Origin of the sequence: Paenibacillus tritici (assembly GCF_013204885.1) — a bacterium.
Classification (GTDB): Bacteria; Bacillota; Bacilli; order Paenibacillales; family Paenibacillaceae; genus Paenibacillus_AQ; species Paenibacillus_AQ tritici.
Window position 1 is genome coordinate 31849 of sequence record NZ_JABMKX010000032.1, and the last position, 15587, is coordinate 47435.

The window sequence follows — 15587 nt, forward strand, 5'->3', positions numbered from 1 at the left end:
CCCTTGGCTGGTGAACAAATTATGCACCCACGCTTTGATCTACAGAGCGCAGAACAAGACCGGATTGTGGATGACCACAACAACAAGCGCCTCTCCAATATAACGGAGAGGCGCTTCTCGTTTACAGAGCACTACTACCCTACTCCTCAACCACCTTCGACGAGCTAGGCGTATTCTTGTTCTTATACACCCACATGGCATATTCCAGCGGGCGGACCAGCGCTTTGCGGTAGGTGCCGCTGTCGCCGGAGCGGGCGAAAACTTCGCGGGCGGGCTTGGGGTTGACCTCCAGCACGTAGATCTTGCCCTCGCGGTCGATGGCAAGATCCAGGGCCAGCTCGCAGAGGGCACCGAAGCTGTCTTCGAGGTAAGCGGCAGCATCGAGGCCCAGCTTCTCGGCTGCGCGCATGGCTTTGTCTGCCCGTTCTTCGCTCCCGAGCCACTGTTTCAGCAGCGTCTCTGCCTTCATTGCATGTCCGCCGCCATGGAGGTTCGAGGTGACGCTGCGGGCAGCGCCTACCCGGCCGGCCATGCCGGTGAACTCCCAGTCCCCTTTGCCGTTCTTCTGCACAAGCATCCGGTAATCGTGGAACCGGCCGCTGGGCAGCCGCAGGGGAATGCCCTGCTGGACGAGGAACTTGCCGCTGATGCACCACTGGCGGACTATGGTCTCCAGGCGGTTCAGCGATACCTTCCGGGGCGCGATAATCTGGCGGGTCTGGCGGCGTCCCTGGATATCGAAGAGGGACTTGCCTTCCCGCTGCCGCTCAATCCGCAGGATGCCGCGTCCGCCAGTGCCGTTGATCGGCTTCACATAGACAACCGGGCTGGATTTCAGCATCCGGTGCAGGTCGGCGGAGGACTGGTAGAGGAGCGTCTCCGGCATATGGGGCCGGAAGCGGCTCCGCTGGGAGAAGGTCTGGTGCACCGTCCATTTATTGCGCAGCGGACGGTTAAGGAAGGTCAGATGGTCATACCGCGCGCGGAAGCGCAGCAGCTGCTGGAAGCGCTGGCTGCGCTGAATCCGGCAGCGGTCATAGATCATATTCGGGAAGGAGCGCCATCTGCGCGACCATATTCCGCTTTTGACATCATAGACCATCGCATGGATCTGGTCCTTGCTGACATGTACATCTGCTGGGGTAAATACAAAGACATCCAGGCCAATCCGGTTGCCTTCAATAATCATCCTCCGGTATACGCTCTTCTCTTCAAGCTGTTTGGCGTCGTTCAGATACAGCGTGAGGATGCCTAAGACGGGCTCTGGCACAGGAGTTCACCTTCTTGTGGAAGAATTGGGGGAGCTGCTGAAGCCGCGTGGGACCGCAGCAGCAGGGTGGGCTTGCCGGTAGGACCGGTGAGCAGGTCGACGGCGGCAAGCCCGCTGTTGAAGCACATTTTCAGGCTGGCTGTATTGTCGCAGGCGACCTGGCATTCCAGATGCCCCAGCTGCTCCAGCTGCGCGGTAAGCAGGACTGTGCCGGTATGCCTGTTCCGGTACAAGGGATGGACGGCGACGATACACGCCTCCTTCCCGAAGCCGGATACGAAGCTGACACCTGCAAGCTGGCGGCCGTTCTCACCCCGAACGGTGGCAACGAGGAGAGAGGCTCCCGGCAGTGCGAGCTGATCCGGTGTCAACCGGGCCAGCTGTCTGCATCCGCGAAGAGTGATCCGCTGTTCCCCATAGTCCCTCAGGAACTCAAGCAGTCCGGCGAGCCTCGATTTCCACTGTACGGGATCGCTGTCATAGAGCGAGGATATCTGCATGGTGTCACTTCCTTTGACGGGTTTGTGGATCATTTGGTCAGCCGGGACAGATGAGTGCCATATTGGAATATCCGTTCCAGGGACAGCTTGCGGATCGCCGGCTCATCGAATTTCATCGGGCGGGAATTGGCTTCAAAAAACCACAGTCCGCCCTCTTCATCGACGCCGAGGTCCATGGACATCTCGCCCAGCATCATGCTGGAAGCCCGTTCAATCTGCCGGGCGATCAGCAGCGCGGTAGTGGGCACATTCTTCAGGATGAGCGCGCCCTGCTCTGCACCGAAGGTTCCCTCCAGCATGCTGGAGGGGTCTTCAATGCTGCCGCCGCGCGGCACATGGGTCGTAATACTGCGGGCTCCGGCCAGGCGGGCGCCAATGCCGGTTACTGCCCAGGCTCCCCGGCCGTTCTTCTGCAGCAGGACACGGAGGTCGAAGGGCCGCCCGCGGTGTGTGGCAAGTACGATCGCCTGCTGCACGATATAACGGGAGGTTCCTTTTTCCCGGCCGATTCTGGCCCACAGACGATCAACAGACGCGGCTTTATATGTGGTGTTTTTCTTGCCGCCCTGGATCTGCAGCCGGTAGGGGAGCAGGGTGTCCGGCCGGTATCTCAGCCGCATAATACCTTTGCCCGCTTTGCCTTTCTCCGGTTTGAGATAGAGGCTGTCATGATTCTTCAGCATAGCTGTAAGGGTGGCTGCACTGCGCAGGCGCCGGGTTTTGGGCACATGCCTGGAGGTGGCCTTGGATTCCTTGAGCCATTCAAACAGATTCCATTTATTGAAGAAACTCGGGTTGTACAGCTGAATTTCCGGGTGCGCCAGACACTCCGCAATTTTGCGGATGACTGGCGCTTTTTCCTCCTCCTCACGGTTGGGAATCCGGTTGTAAATGACCTGCGGCAGCGGAACGGGAATGGCATACCAGAGCTTGCCGCTGGCTGAAGGCACGTAGCCGGTCACGACTCGTTCCTCGAGCTTCAAGTCGCGGACCGTGACGACATATACGAGATAACCCAATTCTTTGCCGGTACGGATAATGTCACGGAAGTTCGTGCGGTTGCCGCGGAACTGCTGCAGCCGGTCACTGGTCGTCAGGATAGCGATAACTGGCTTGCTGGGGTCTGGAATCCGGCTGTTCACAAGTCATCCCTCCTGCGGAATTTGCTGAGATACAGACAATGCTCCAGGATGTGCTCAATGGAAGCTTTGCCCTCAGCGCGCAGGGAGGGGTGGCGGAAGATAGAGCGTCCCGGTTTGGCATTGGCCTCGAACATCCAGATATCCTCATCCTGGTCAATGCCAAGATCGAATCCGATCTCACCAAGCAGATGGCGGTGCTGGATCTCCAGGGATTCCGCAAGCTTGACGGCTGTAGTCTTGGCGCGCTGCAGCACTTCATCCGATCTTGCGCCAAAGACGCGGCCGAGCGCCTGCTGTGGAGTCAGCAAGGCACCGCCGTTCTTCAGGTGGGTGGTCACGCTGCCCCGTCCGGCTTTTTTGGCTCCGATGCCGACGACAATCCATTGGTTGCTGCCGTTCTTATGCATATGGAAGCGGAAGTCGATCGGGCAGCCGTCGATCTCAATGAGCCGGATGCCCTGCTGCACCACATAGTTCTGCATGCTCTGCCCATGACGGCCCCGCAGCATGCGCATCAGGCTGTCGAAGCTGGTGAAGCGCAGCAGCACGTTCTTACCATTTCTCCGGTAACGGGCGAAGTATCCTTTCTTCGGCAGATAGGTCAGACGGTAGATTCCATGTCCGAGGCTGCCGGCGGAGGGTTTGTAATAGACGAAGTGGTGACGGTCCAGCATTTCCCGCATTTGTTCGGAGCTGGGATTGCTGTGCGTTTCGGGTACGAAGCGGTTCGCCGCACCGTCGTTCTCCAGCAGCCGGTAAATATCCGATTTATTGAAGAAACTCCAGTTGAAATAAGGGATCTTCTTGCGTCCGAAGCGTTCGCGCAGCTGGTTGATATAAGGTGAGGTCTCAGCTCTGCGGCTGGGCAGACGATTGTAGACTACATCCGGCAAAGGCACCAGCTTGCGCTCGAACCTGCCGGTTGCCGTCAGGAAGTAGCCGTTGATCTGCTCCTGCTGCCAGTCGATATCGCGCGGCATGAAGGCGAAGATGTAGCATTTGTTGCTGCCTTCGCGCAGCAGCTGCTTGATGAAGCCGGTACGGGCGCCGAAGGGCTGGGCCACAGAAGCGGGGCCGTCTGATAATACACCGACCAGCGGGCCTAGCTGGACTTCATCATTCTGCAGATTACGCAGGTAGATGCCGCCTGTCTTCGGAACCTTGATGGCACTTTTGACTCCCGAAGCCAGGAATAGATGTTTGCCGGCACGGTTGATCGGCTTGATCGTGGCCGGGATAGCATCTCTTCCGAGGCGCAGGCGGATGTTTTTCTTACCGGATAATTTCAGGCTTTTCATCAGTTCACCCGAGACATATACGACTCGATCAGGCTGCTTGGTGAAATGTACATTGCAAAAAGTGAGACCCATTTATGAATCCTCCTTTGGAACCATAGATATCGTTCTCCCGTGTGAACGGAGCTGCCCTCGAGGCAGCTTGTGATGGCTGCTTGATGTAAGCAGCAGATGGCGCGCATAGCGCAGCGGGTTCTCGGCAGCGAGTGTAGCAGCCCGGCGGTCGCCCGTCAGCCGGAACACCGTGCGCCCTGGTTTGGAATTGGCTTCCAGCAGATAGATTCTTCCTCCGGCATCAATACCGTAATCAAGGCCGAGTTCGCCGAGTCTGCCGCAGGATTCTTCCAGGAGCGGGGGCAGGAGAGCCGACGCTGAGGTCAGCTCCTCCAGCAGCACCTGCCCTGCCCCGCCGTATTCGTGCAGCAGGAAGGGCAGGGCAGGAACCGCGGTTCCCCCGCCGTGCAGATTGGAGGTCAGTGATCCCCGGTTGCCCAGACGGACGGCCATGCCGGTCAGGGTCCAGGCGCCGGTGCCGTTCTTCTGCATCAGCACACGTACATCGAACGGCTGTCCTCCGCTGCCGGTGAGATGCAGATAAGGCTGTATGATATAGCGGTGCTGGCCGATGAAGCGGTCAATCCAGTCAAGACTTTCGTCCAGCGTACCGAAAACATAATGAAAAGGTTCGTTCTTCCGGTCTCTTCCCCGCACCTTCACGCCGCCGCCTTCACGTTGGCCCAGCAGAACAGCGTGCAGGGTGCGTTTGCCGTGGGAGCCGGTTCGGGGCTTCAAAAAAACGCCGAATTCCCTCCCGGCAAGCATATTGCCGAGCGCTTCACGCCCGCTGTACAACACGGTTTCCGGCAGCAGTCCAGCCGCAGTACGGCTGCGCCGCAGAATCTCGTAGACCCCCCACTTATCTGGAAGTCCGCGTGACCAGGGAAGACAGCGGGTTAATACAGAGAGGGCCGATGCCGCTGCTCTTTTCTCTTCCGGTGTCCGGTAGAAGCAGCGGTTGTAGAGAATGTCGGGCGGGGGAGCCTGGATAGGCTCCCATTGTCCGTTCTGCCATTGGTAGCCCTTGACATAGGAGCCGTCTGCCGCCACACCTTCCGGATGAAACACAAGGACCTTCAGATCATACAGCGGGGCCGCCCGGCATAGCTGACTGCAGAACTCCGGTTCTGCGATGGGAGGAATCCCGTGGCGACGGCCTGTCATAATGCCAAGGAACCCCATTGCTGTTGTGGTCATGATGTCCTCCTTATAACCCGGCCAGATAACGGCAGTATAGAATCATTTGTTTGACTGAGGGTCTGATTTTCTGGTCATTCAGTGGTGTATTGTCATTCTTGGACGGCTTGGAGTTAACCTCCAGCAGCCAGATTCTGCCGGACTGGTCTAGCGCGAGGTCGATGCCCAGTTCCCCGAAATGAGCGGGAATGTAGGTCTCAACCCCTCTGGCGATGGCCAGCGCCGCCCTGGGAAGCTGAATCTGGGTGCTTTCCTTGACGCCGGCCGGGAGACTGCTCTTGGCGATGGCTTCACGGACGGTACTGAGAGTGCCGCCGCGGGCGAGATTGGAGACGAAATGATTGCTTCCGGCGGTCCGGGCCACTATGGAGGTGACGCCCCATTTGCCGGTGCCGTTCTTCTGCACAAGGGCCCGGAAATCGACCGGCCGCCGGCCCAGCTCCATCAGGGACAGACCCTGCTGAATCTGGAAGCGTGTAGTCTTCATCTTGGGACCAATGGAGCTAAAAAGCTTTGCCAGAGTGGGATAGCTTTGCTTGCGTGTACCCATCGGAGTCGTGGACAGCAGCCGGTAGCTGCCGCCCTCTTCCCTGGAGATGCGCAGAATACCTTTGCCGAGGCTTCCGCGTACCGGCTTCAGGAACACGCTGGGGTAACTGCTGCACATCCTTTTCAATATGGCAAAGCCATTCAGGGCATGGGATTCAGGCAAATACCGCTGCAGGGCGGGGTCTTGGGCCAGTGCTTCGAATACCTCTGTCTTGTCTAGGAACTTTTCGTTGAAGAAGTGGGTTCCGTAGCGGGATTTTACATCCGCCAAAAAATGCTGTACGCTAGGTTTATTCTCTACCTTTCGCGTGGTCAGCCGATTGTTGATCACATCGGCAACAGGAAGGCTCAGCTTCCGCCAGCCCTCATCATATACCCAGCCCTGGATTGTAGTGCTGCGCGATTCCAGCGCTTCCGGGGTGAAGAAATAGACATAGGCGCCTTGTGCGTGGCAGGCATTGGTCAGCTCCCGGCAGAACATTGTGATCTGGCCGAAGACCCGCTCCGGCTGCTCGGGATGGTCCCGGCTGACCAGGACGCCGATGATCGGCCCCAGCCGCAGGATGCGGCTGCCGGAGCTATAGGAGACGTTAAGCATCAGGCGTTGCCTTAAGCCAAGCCGCCGTCCCAGTGCCTCACTTACGCGCAGGCTGTCGGATTTGGGGACCGGAATAACGGTAACCTCCTGCCGGAAAGAACCGAAGGTTAGCTGAATTGTTCCGTTCGCCGGTATTTTGAGCCTCTTCATGGATTTGTCGCCTAGCATTACAGCATTTTCCTGCAGGATGCCCGAGTGAACCGTTTGGACTGGGATCTTAAGCTTAGACATCGTGGATCTCCTTCCGGTAGGCAAGCATGATGCCGGCAATATGAATCTTGAGGGTTACATATCATTCATCATATGGAGACATCTGACCCTTGGTGATTGACCTATTCCTGAAAAAGCCGTGCCGGGCGGATTAAATATCGCTCGCGGCAGCGAAGCAGGCGGGTGTCCCCAGTCCCAGGGCGTGAGCACAGAAGGAAGCAGGCGTGCCTGAGAGGAATTGCGCGGCTCCGAAATTTGGGCGCGGATTGCCCCGGAGACGGCCGGGTGGCCGGGCATAGGCCCGGCTGAATGGGGTTGGAGCTTCCGAAATGGAACAGAGACGAACATCACTTGGAGGAGGAAATAGAATGAACGTTATTGATAAAGCGCATGAATTGGCGAGGGCCATTAAGGACAGCAGTGAGGTATCGGATATTACCAGCGCGATGAAGGTTATCGAAGCAGACCCGGAGAGCAAGGCTATGCTCGACAACTTCCGTCAGAGCCAGATAGAGCTGCAGCAGCGGATGATGAGCGGAGATATGCCTCCGCAGGACGAAATGGAGAAGATGGAGAAGCTGTTTGAGGTGCTTAACCTCAATCTGGGCATCCGCCGTCTGTTCGACGCCGAGCGCCGGCTCAGTGTTGTCATTGAAGATGTGAACAAAATCATCACGGACAGCCTGTCCCAAATGTACGGCGGACAATAGGAAGCGGGAGACGGGATGCTCTCGGACACGGCAAAAGGGTGATTTCAAGGCCAATTGGCTCTGAAATCACCCTTTTCTGTGCGCTTTTGTGAATGATACCTATGAAGTGTGCTAATCCTGCTTCCCTTCAATCACACAGAGCAGAACGGCAGCGGCAATTCCCATGCGCCGGTCCAGCACACCCTGGCGGTCCTCGGAGAAGTCGGCGATGATCTTGGTGACGAACGGGTTGAAGTTCTGGCGGTAGGCCGGAATCACGAGGTTGCCAATCTCCACATTATATTGCTGCGGAATCAGCGTGATAAAGCGCCGCAGCAGGGCCGAGAATAAGCTGCCCTCCTTAATGAATCCGAGCTCGTTATCCCGCTTGTCGAGAATGGCCCATTCATCCTTGACGATGGATTTCAGGCCCTTGCGGCGGAGTGCGCCCAGAGATTCCCCGGTCTCTGAATCGTATACATCATAGGTAGCGCTGAAGTCGATCATATTGCGGGCTTTGATGCGCAGCAGCTCCTTGTCCATCGTCTCGTCGGTATATAGCGCGATGTCCTCTTTCAGCTTGAAGGCCTTCATTTGCGAGAACAGCAGCAGCTCCTCCGAGTTGTTATAGATGTGTACTTTGGCTCCCACCACAGAGAATACTTTTTTACGGATTATGTATTCGGATTGGTTCCAAATGCTATTCAAGGTAAATCCCTCCTCTTTCTGCCTCTATCATCTCACACCCTTGGCCTACAGGCTAGACCATAAACGGACTTGGACGAAGGCGCAATCAGTCTGCCGGAAAAATTACTGTGCTTGTCTCATAATTCAGGCCGCAGGTTCATAGAGTAGAGATATAGATTCAATCCCATCATCTTTTAGAGCGAAGGAGCGGTCCTGCAATGAGAAAAAAAAGTAAATTCAAACACTCCGTGTATCTGCTGGCAGCCCTGGCCATGCTGTTATACGCGCTGCCGAAGCTGTCTTTTCAGAATGGCCCCGGCTGGGTGCTGGGCTTCGGCGTTGTCTGGTGTATCTTCGCGTTCATGGTGATTGCCTCTCATCTGCATTTCATTATCGGAGTGGATGAAGAGAAGCAGAAGCGCCTGGATGCCGTCCGCAAGGCTAAGCTTGCGCAGTGGCAGGGCAAATGGAATGAAGAGGGCCGGGTGTCTCAGAGATCATAGAATTTGTATACTGTCATCCATTCTACAAGCACCCCCTGTCTGGCCATTGAGCCGGACCGGGGGTTAGCTGCGTGGACCGCTGTAAGTCAGGAATAAGCTGATGTGTGTTATATATATTCCCGGCTGTATTCATTGATGCATTTCCCGGGCAGGTTCATTCGGATGGCGTTCATCCGGCGTGTGGATAATGGCTTGTCATAGAGCTGTCATATCTTTGAAAAGATACAGATGAACCTGCTGTACTCCGGTGTTGCCAGCATGTATAATGGGTACAGAATAGTACAGATCGGGGTATGGGGGTGTAACAGTTGGAAGGTCAGGGCGATAACATCACAAAGCACGAACAACTGCTGCAGCACATTGAAAGCCTGAAGGTTGGAACCAAGATATCCGTCCGCAAGCTGGCCAAGGAAATGGGCGTCAGCGAAGGTACGGCTTACCGAGCAGTGAAGGAAGCGGAGAACCTCGGGATCGTCATCACCAAGGAGCGGATCGGTACGGTCCGCGTGGAGAAGAAGCCGCGCAATATTTCCGATCAGCTTACCTTCGGGGATGTCGTGGATATCGTTGAGGGGCATGTGCTCGGCGGAGCCGAAGGCCTGAACAAGCATCTTCACAAATATGTGATCGGCGCGATGAAGGTCGATGCCATGATCCGTTATATCGACGCGGACAGCCTGCTGATCGTGGGTAACCGCGATGATGTGCACTCGCTTGCGCTGGAGCAGGGGGCAGGGGTGCTGGTGACGGGGGGCTTCGGCACAAGCCGGGAGGTTAAGGCGCTGGCGGACGAGCTGGACCTGCCGGTCATCTCCTCCAGGCATGATACGTTTACTGTGGCTTCGATGATTAACCGGGCGATATTTGACCGGCTGATTAAGAAGAAGATTATGCTGGTCGAGGATATCGTTGAGGGCAAGCCGCGGCTGAATACACTCAAGATCTCCAGCACAGCCGGAGAACTGCGTGAATTATCGCTGGCAAGCGGCGAGCAGCGCTTCCCGGTAACAGATGAGTGGAACCGGGTCATCGGAATCGTGGGCCGGCGCGATGTGGAGGAGCTTAGCGAAGGCCAGAGCATCGAGAAAGCGATGGTCCGCAGTCCGGTCACCGCGGCACTCCAGACCTCGCTGGCTTCGGCGGCGCAGATTATGATGTGGGAAGGGATTGACTTTCTGCCGATCGTGGACCGGAACCGCAAGCTGGTGGGGTCAGTAACCCGGAGAGAGGTGCTGCAGAGCCTGCGCGATGCCAGCAATCAGCCGCAGCTTGGAGAGACCTTTGACCATTTGATCTGGAACGGCTTCGCAGATGAACGGGATGAGGAGGGCAGGCTGTTCTTCCACGGCTTCATTACCCCGCAGATGGCAACGGACCTTGGGACGATCTCGGAAGGGATATTGTCCACACTGATGACCCTGGCCGCCTTCAAAGCGGCCAAGGATATTACCGGGAACGACTATGTGCTGGACAACATGTCCACCTATTTCATCCGTCCGGTGCAGATTGAGCATTCCATCATCGTCATGCCGAAGCTGCTGGAGATCAGCCGCCGTACCTGTAAGCTGGAGATTGAGATCAGCTATATGGACACCATTGTGGCGAAGGCCGTGCTGATGCTCCAGTCCATTGACCACGGGTAGCTCGGGAGTCTGCGCACGGTAAGTGACAAGTGCCAACTCCTATCTCCTATCTCCTATCTATAACTGATTATCGTTGAACGGAAATTGAAGAGTTTCAGCCAAAAATAGACCAGACTCTCCTGGAGACCGGGAGGAGTAACTGGTCTGTTTGCGTCTATTTGCGTCTATTTTCGTTCGGCGGCAGGCTGCAGGTCTAAGGGCCAGGGGCCAGCGCTGCTGTGGAACCCCCTAGTTGGCTTAAGTACTAAGTGAACAAAACAGCAAGTGGAAAAAGAGCATTTGTTGGTTCTGAATTCACCGGTTTTGGAACAGCAAGTGGAAAAAGGACATCTAATTCGCCTCCATCTGCCCCAGGCCGGTGAAATGGACGCAAGTAAATGCCTTTTTTCCAACTACTTCCTTGAAATGAACGGTTGGGCCGAATTTAAGTGTACAATTTCCACTTCTCATTGAGGCTATCAGAGAGCGGGGCAGGGAAATCTTCAGCTTCCGCTCCGAATCCGGCTGTAGTAGCTGTAGCTGCGCAGTCCCGAGAAGATATTGAAGATACCCAGCAGCAGAAAAGCTGCTTCAATCACAACATTAAGCGTTGAGCCGCGGAAAATGAACATCGACATCAGGGAGAGCGTGACCAGCATTCCCCCCAGCAGCATATTCATGACCGAGCGCTTACTTCCTTTTACAAGCGGGTCGGCGGCCCGGCGCGAAGCGATGCTGTAGACGGCGGCGCACACCATGAAGATCACGAGCAGAGCAAACAGCAGATACTTAATGAGCATAATCATGAACAGCAGCCCCTTTGCGGAAGACCGGCCAGCGGTGATTCAGCCGATATTCTGTATTCTGTGATTTGTCCACTATTGTATCATGATTCCTGGCTCAGCTGCGCTTATACGGGCTGATTTCCACCCAAATCTGCAGCACTCCCTCCATTACCAGCATCGTGCGGATTTTGACGGTGTATTCCTTCTCGCGGACCAGATAGATTTTGCTGTCCAGCAGCAGGCGCGCCAGCTTCCCGTCGGAGTCGATATCGAACATGCTGCGTCCGCGCATCGGCTCCAGATCGCCCGCCAGCTTGCTGAGGACTTCCTTGGCGGTTACAGGGTCCAGTGCAGCCGTGCCCTCCTTAACCTTGCTGTCCTCGCTGCGCACCTTAATCTCCCGGATGACGGTGGAGGTCTTATTGTATTTTTTGAGCGTGAGAATGTCATTCCGGTACTGTTCAATTTCCAGCCGCAGATCCTGATTGTTGACCCAGAGCATGTTGTAGCCCATGTGATAAATCGCGTTATACAAGGCGGCTCCCACAATCATCCCGAGGACAAATACAGCAGCAATCTGCGAGAAACGGCGGTAGCGGTCAAACGGAGGAAGTCGCATTTATCTGTTCACCCCTTGAATTATAGGCAGTATGGAATGGCTGGTGTAACGGTTCTACTTGCCGCATACCCACTTGACCAGCTCGCTGCCCATATGAGCGCCCAGGAAGGCGAACACCAGATAGAGAATCTGCTTGATCGCCGGGGAGAGATTGCCTCCCAGCATGTTGCTCTCAATGACGCGCATCGGATCGATCGTTCCGCCTACGGCGGCGGCCAGCGCCCAGATTTTGATCCGGTCGGCAATTTCCAGCATGGTGTCTGTCGGAGGCTGCAGAGAGACTGCCGCACCGATTCCGCCCAGCATCGCTCCGCCCAATACAATCCCGAAGGCGATGAAGAAATCGAGGACGGCTTTGCTTAAGAAAATATTCATGACAAGCTCCTTCCTTGGATCAGGCGATAGCGTGTCGCTGCCTGTCCAGATGCTCTTAATCCATTCTATGGGCGGCTCCCCCTCTAATATGATAAAATAGTTTCATCTTATGTTTTGATTTGGAGCTGAAGGGAAGTGGGGAATATGAGCCCATTCGTGCATTTGCATGTGCACAGCGAATACAGTTTACTGGACGGGGCGGCGCGCATTACGGATCTCGTGCGCCGGGCCGGCGAATACGGCATGAAATCGCTGGCGCTGACGGATCATGGTGTGATGTACGGGGCCATCCCTTTCTATAAAGCCTGCCGGGAGCAGGGCATCAAGCCGATTATCGGCTGTGAAGCCTATTTGACCGCAGGCTCCCGCCGTGAGCGGGGAAGCCGCAAGGATCAGCCGATCTACCATCTGATTCTGCTGGTGAAGAATATGACCGGCTACAGGAACCTGATGAAGCTGATCTCCATCGGCCATCTGGAAGGCCAGCATTACAAGCCGCGGATCGACATGGAGGCGCTGGCAGCACACGCTGAAGGCATTATCTGCCTCAGCGCCTGTCTGGGCGGAGAGGTGCCGCAGCATCTGCTGCACGGGCGGGAGGACGAAGCGCGCAAGGCGGCGCTGCGGTATAAGGAGATTTTTGGCGGAGACTTCTATCTGGAGCTGCAGGATCACGGGATGCCGGAGCAGAGGCGGGTGAATCCGAAGCTGATCGCGCTGGCTGCCGAGTGCGGGATTCCGCTGGTGGCGACCAATGATGTCCACTATATGGACAAGGAGGATGCCGAGGTTCAGGATGTGCTGATCTGCATCGGCACAGGCAAATCTGTAGACGATGAGGACCGTCTGAAGATTGGCACGGATCAGCTGTTCTTCAAAAGCGGCGAGCAGATGGCTTCGCTGTTTCCGCATGTGCCGCAGGCGATAGAGAACACGCAGCGGATCGCCGAAGCGTGTAATCTGGAGCTGACCTTCGGCCAGCATATTCTCCCGGAATATTCGCCGCTGCCGGAAGGGCTGGATGCCGCCGCTTATTTGCGTGAGCTGTGCCGCAGCGGGCTGGAGCAGCGCTACGCGGACACGCCGCTCTGGGAGTCACCGGAGCAGAAGGAGACCGCTGAGAAGCGGCTTGACTATGAGCTGGGGGTCATCGAGAGCATGGGGTTCAGCGATTACTTCCTGATAGTCTGGGATTTCATCGCTTTTTGCCACCGGAATGGCATTGTTACCGGTCCGGGCCGTGGTTCCTCGGCAGGGAGTCTTACCGCTTACACGCTGAAGATTACCGATGTAGACCCGCTGAAATATAACCTGCTGTTCGAGCGTTTCCTTAATCCCGAGCGGATTACGATGCCCGATATTGATATTGACTTCAGCGACGAACGCCGCGATGAGGTCATTGCTTATGTGGTTGACAAGTACGGCAAGGAGCATGTGGCCCAGATCATCACCTTCGGTACGATGGCGGCAAGAGCTGCTGTCCGGGATGTGGGCCGGGCGCTGAATCTGCCCTATAACGAGGTGGACAAAGCTGCGAAGCTGATTCCGGGCCAGCTCGGCATCAGTATTACCCGGGCGCTGGAGAGTACACCTGAGCTGAAGGCGCTGTATGAGAGTAATCCGAAGACCAGAGGCCTGCTTGACATGGCGATGAAGGTGGAGGGGATGCCGCGCCATGCCTCTACACATGCTGCCGGTGTGATCATCTCCAAGGGCCCGCTGACCGATGCCGTTCCGCTTCAGGCGGGCAATGAGAGCACGGCACTGACCCAGTATTCCATGGAGCATCTGGAGAGCGTCGGGCTGCTTAAGATGGACTTCCTGGGACTGCGGACTTTGTCGATTATTGAACGCTGCATGAACTGGGTGAAGGAGATGACCGGCAGTGTTCCGGACTTCCGCTTCATCCCGGATCATGATCCGCTGACGTATGAAATGCTGGGGGCGGGTGAGACCACCGGCGTGTTCCAGCTGGAATCAGCGGGTGTCCGGCGGGTGCTGAAGGATCTGAAGCCAAGCGGATTCGAGGATATTGTCTCGGTGGTCGCTCTGTACCGTCCGGGCCCGATGGAATTCATTCCGAAGTTCATCGGGGGCAAGCACGGGGAATTCGAGGTGGTCTATCCTCACGCGGATCTGAAGCCGATTCTGGCGGATACGTACGGGATTATCGTCTATCAGGAGCAGATCATGCAGATTGCTTCCCTGATGGCCGGATTCTCGCTGGGCGAAGCGGACCTGCTGCGCCGTGCGGTATCCAAGAAGAAACGGGAGACGCTCGATCAGGAGCGCAGCCATTTCGTGGAGGGCAGTCTGAAGCAGGGCTATCAGGAGACAGATGCCCATGCGGTCTATGACATGATTGTACGGTTCGCCAACTACGGCTTCCCGCGCGCTCACGCTGCCGCCTATGGGGTCCTCGCTTTCCAGACCGCGTATCTTAAGGCGCATTATCCGGTGCAGTTCATGGCTGCTATGCTTACCGCCGTGATGGGTAACCACCGGAAGGTGGCGGAGTACGTACTGGAATGCCGCCGCTCCGGGATTGGCGTGCTGCCGCCTGATGTCAACGAGAGCGGTGTGCTGTTCACGCCGGTGCCGGGCCAGGGGAGCGGGCATATCCGCTTCGGGCTGGGAGCGGTCAAGAATGTGGGGACGCAGGCTGTAGAGAATATTATAACCATCCGCAAGGAGCGGCCGTTCGACAGCCTGCTCGATTTCTGCCGCCGGGTCGACTTACGCGTCTGCAACAAGCGCGTGATCGAATCACTGCTGCAGGCCGGGGCTTTCGACGGGCTGCCCGGACACCGGGCCCAGCTGCTGGCCATGCTGGATGAGACCGTGGATGCTGCGGTGAAATGGCGCAAGGAGCGCGATGAGCTGCAGATCCAGCTGTTCGATGATTTGATTGAGACGCCGAACTGGGAGATCCGTTACCCGGATATCCCGAAGTTCAGCGGGACTCAGCAGCTTGAATTGGAGCGCGAGCTGCTGGGCCTCTATCTCTCCGGCCATCCGCTGGATGACAGTGCGGCGCTGCTCGAGGAGCCGGGGATGCAGAAGCTGATGGATCTTGGCGAAGCGGCGGACGAGAGTATGACGGTGACCGCCGGTATGGTCGTATCGCTGAAGGAGATTACGACAAAAGCCGGCAAGGCGATGGCCTTTGTCGAATGGGAAGATCAGATCGAGCGCTGCGAGGTTGTCCTCTTCCCGGAGGTGTGGAAACGCAGCCGCGCCCTGATCGAGAAGGGCGCGCTGCTGGCCCTGCGCGCCAAGGTGCAGCAGGAGGATGAGGGCTTCAAGCTGCTGGCCGAGGAGGTGGCGCCGCTCACCTCGGACAGCGTGCGCGCGCTGCTGCAGCGCCGCAGCGCCGCGGGCCGGCCCGCCTACGGCGCGGGCCGCAGTTCCCCCGCAGGAGCGCCTGCGGCCGCTCCTGCAGCCCGTGCGGGCGCCGGTGGCCCCGGCGCCCGGCCCGGCGGTGCAGCT

14 protein-coding genes are annotated in these 15587 nt (G+C 57.0%); 4 read left to right on the forward strand and 10 right to left on the reverse strand.

Annotated elements, in window-relative coordinates:
* Positions 1–139: 139 nt before the first annotated feature.
* From HQN87_RS31415 to HQN87_RS31440, 6 genes are read right to left on the reverse strand one after another with little or no spacing between them, the layout of a single operon-like run.
* A complete protein-coding gene (locus HQN87_RS31415) occupies positions 140–1270 on the reverse strand; it encodes a YheC/YheD family endospore coat-associated protein (protein WP_173141188.1) in 1131 nt (376 codons plus the stop codon).
* Positions 1252–1803 (reverse strand): N-acetyltransferase, encoded by a 552-nt coding sequence (locus tag HQN87_RS31420; RefSeq protein ID WP_216857534.1) that lies wholly within the window; start codon positions 1801–1803, stop codon positions 1252–1254. The genes HQN87_RS31415 and HQN87_RS31420 overlap by 19 nt, the downstream gene beginning before the upstream one ends.
* Complete coding sequence (locus tag HQN87_RS31425; RefSeq protein ID WP_173141192.1) at positions 1800–2912, reverse strand: YheC/YheD family endospore coat-associated protein; 1113 nt, start codon at positions 2910–2912, stop codon at positions 1800–1802. Before HQN87_RS31425 ends, HQN87_RS31420 begins: the two co-directional genes overlap by 4 nt.
* Positions 2909–4282, reverse strand: a complete 1374-nt coding sequence (locus tag HQN87_RS31430; protein ID WP_173141194.1) for a YheC/YheD family endospore coat-associated protein — start codon at positions 4280–4282, stop codon at positions 2909–2911. Before HQN87_RS31430 ends, HQN87_RS31425 begins: the two co-directional genes overlap by 4 nt.
* Complete coding sequence (locus HQN87_RS31435) at positions 4283–5461, reverse strand: YheC/YheD family endospore coat-associated protein (protein WP_173141196.1); 1179 nt, start codon at positions 5459–5461, stop codon at positions 4283–4285.
* 10 nt (positions 5462–5471) lie between these two features.
* On the reverse strand, positions 5472–6839 hold the full coding sequence (locus HQN87_RS31440) for a YheC/YheD family endospore coat-associated protein (protein WP_173141198.1): 1368 nt from the start codon (positions 6837–6839) through the stop codon (positions 5472–5474).
* Between the two features lie 347 nt (positions 6840–7186).
* On the opposite strand from HQN87_RS31440, the gene HQN87_RS31445 reads away from it, so the two are divergent.
* Positions 7187–7528 carry a YlbF/YmcA family competence regulator gene (locus tag HQN87_RS31445; protein ID WP_173141200.1) on the forward strand — a complete coding sequence of 114 codons (342 nt, stop codon included), beginning with the start codon at positions 7187–7189 and terminating at the stop codon, positions 7526–7528.
* A gap of 111 nt (positions 7529–7639) precedes the next feature.
* Here HQN87_RS31445 and HQN87_RS31450 read toward each other — a convergent pair whose 3' ends face one another.
* The gene (locus HQN87_RS31450) at positions 7640–8215 is read right to left on the reverse strand and encodes an LURP-one-related family protein (protein ID WP_173141202.1); all 576 of its coding nucleotides are present in this window, start codon (positions 8213–8215) and stop codon (positions 7640–7642) included.
* Positions 8216–8412: 197 nt separating this feature from the next.
* On the opposite strand from HQN87_RS31450, the gene HQN87_RS31455 reads away from it, so the two are divergent.
* Both HQN87_RS31455 and HQN87_RS31460 read left to right on the forward strand, forming a co-directional pair.
* Positions 8413–8697, forward strand: a complete 285-nt coding sequence (locus tag HQN87_RS31455; protein WP_173141204.1) for a hypothetical protein — start codon at positions 8413–8415, stop codon at positions 8695–8697.
* Positions 8698–9005: 308 nt separating this feature from the next.
* A complete protein-coding gene (locus HQN87_RS31460; protein WP_173141206.1) occupies positions 9006–10340 on the forward strand; it encodes a DRTGG domain-containing protein in 1335 nt (444 codons plus the stop codon).
* Between the two features lie 482 nt (positions 10341–10822).
* On the opposite strand, the gene HQN87_RS31465 is transcribed toward HQN87_RS31460, so the two are convergent.
* From HQN87_RS31465 to HQN87_RS31475, 3 genes are all read right to left on the reverse strand, one after another.
* Positions 10823–11125, reverse strand: a complete 303-nt coding sequence (locus HQN87_RS31465) for a YtpI family protein (RefSeq protein ID WP_173141208.1) — start codon at positions 11123–11125, stop codon at positions 10823–10825.
* Between the two features lie 94 nt (positions 11126–11219).
* On the reverse strand, positions 11220–11723 hold the full coding sequence (locus HQN87_RS31470; protein ID WP_173141210.1) for a sporulation membrane protein YtrI: 504 nt from the start codon (positions 11721–11723) through the stop codon (positions 11220–11222).
* A gap of 54 nt (positions 11724–11777) precedes the next feature.
* Entirely contained in the window at positions 11778–12098 is a 321-nt protein-coding gene (locus HQN87_RS31475) for a YtrH family sporulation protein (protein ID WP_173141212.1), read from the reverse strand.
* Positions 12099–12242: 144 nt separating this feature from the next.
* Between HQN87_RS31475 and HQN87_RS31480 the strand changes: the two genes are divergently transcribed.
* On the forward strand, positions 12243–15587 hold a 3345-nt coding region (locus HQN87_RS31480; RefSeq protein WP_173141214.1), incomplete at its 3' end, for a DNA polymerase III subunit alpha.

Bases quoted from the DNA above. Each gene is read 5' to 3' on its own strand.
- HQN87_RS31435 (WP_173141196.1), bottom strand. From the start codon at position 5,461: ATGACCACAACAGCAATGGGGTTCCTTGGCATTATGACAGGCCGTCGC.
- HQN87_RS31445 (WP_173141200.1), top strand. From the start codon at position 7,187: ATGAACGTTATTGATAAAGCGCATGAATTGGCGAGGGCCATTAAGGAC.
- HQN87_RS31475 (WP_173141212.1), bottom strand. From the start codon at position 12,098: ATGAATATTTTCTTAAGCAAAGCCGTCCTCGATTTCTTCATCGCCTTC.
- HQN87_RS31455 (WP_173141204.1), top strand. From the start codon at position 8,413: ATGAGAAAAAAAAGTAAATTCAAACACTCCGTGTATCTGCTGGCAGCC.
- HQN87_RS31430 (WP_173141194.1), bottom strand. From the start codon at position 4,282: ATGGGTCTCACTTTTTGCAATGTACATTTCACCAAGCAGCCTGATCGA.
- HQN87_RS31440 (WP_173141198.1), bottom strand. From the start codon at position 6,839: ATGTCTAAGCTTAAGATCCCAGTCCAAACGGTTCACTCGGGCATCCTG.
- HQN87_RS31420 (WP_216857534.1), bottom strand. From the start codon at position 1,803: ATGATCCACAAACCCGTCAAAGGAAGTGACACCATGCAGATATCCTCG.
- HQN87_RS31470 (WP_173141210.1), bottom strand. From the start codon at position 11,723: ATGCGACTTCCTCCGTTTGACCGCTACCGCCGTTTCTCGCAGATTGCT.
- HQN87_RS31465 (WP_173141208.1), bottom strand. From the start codon at position 11,125: ATGATTATGCTCATTAAGTATCTGCTGTTTGCTCTGCTCGTGATCTTC.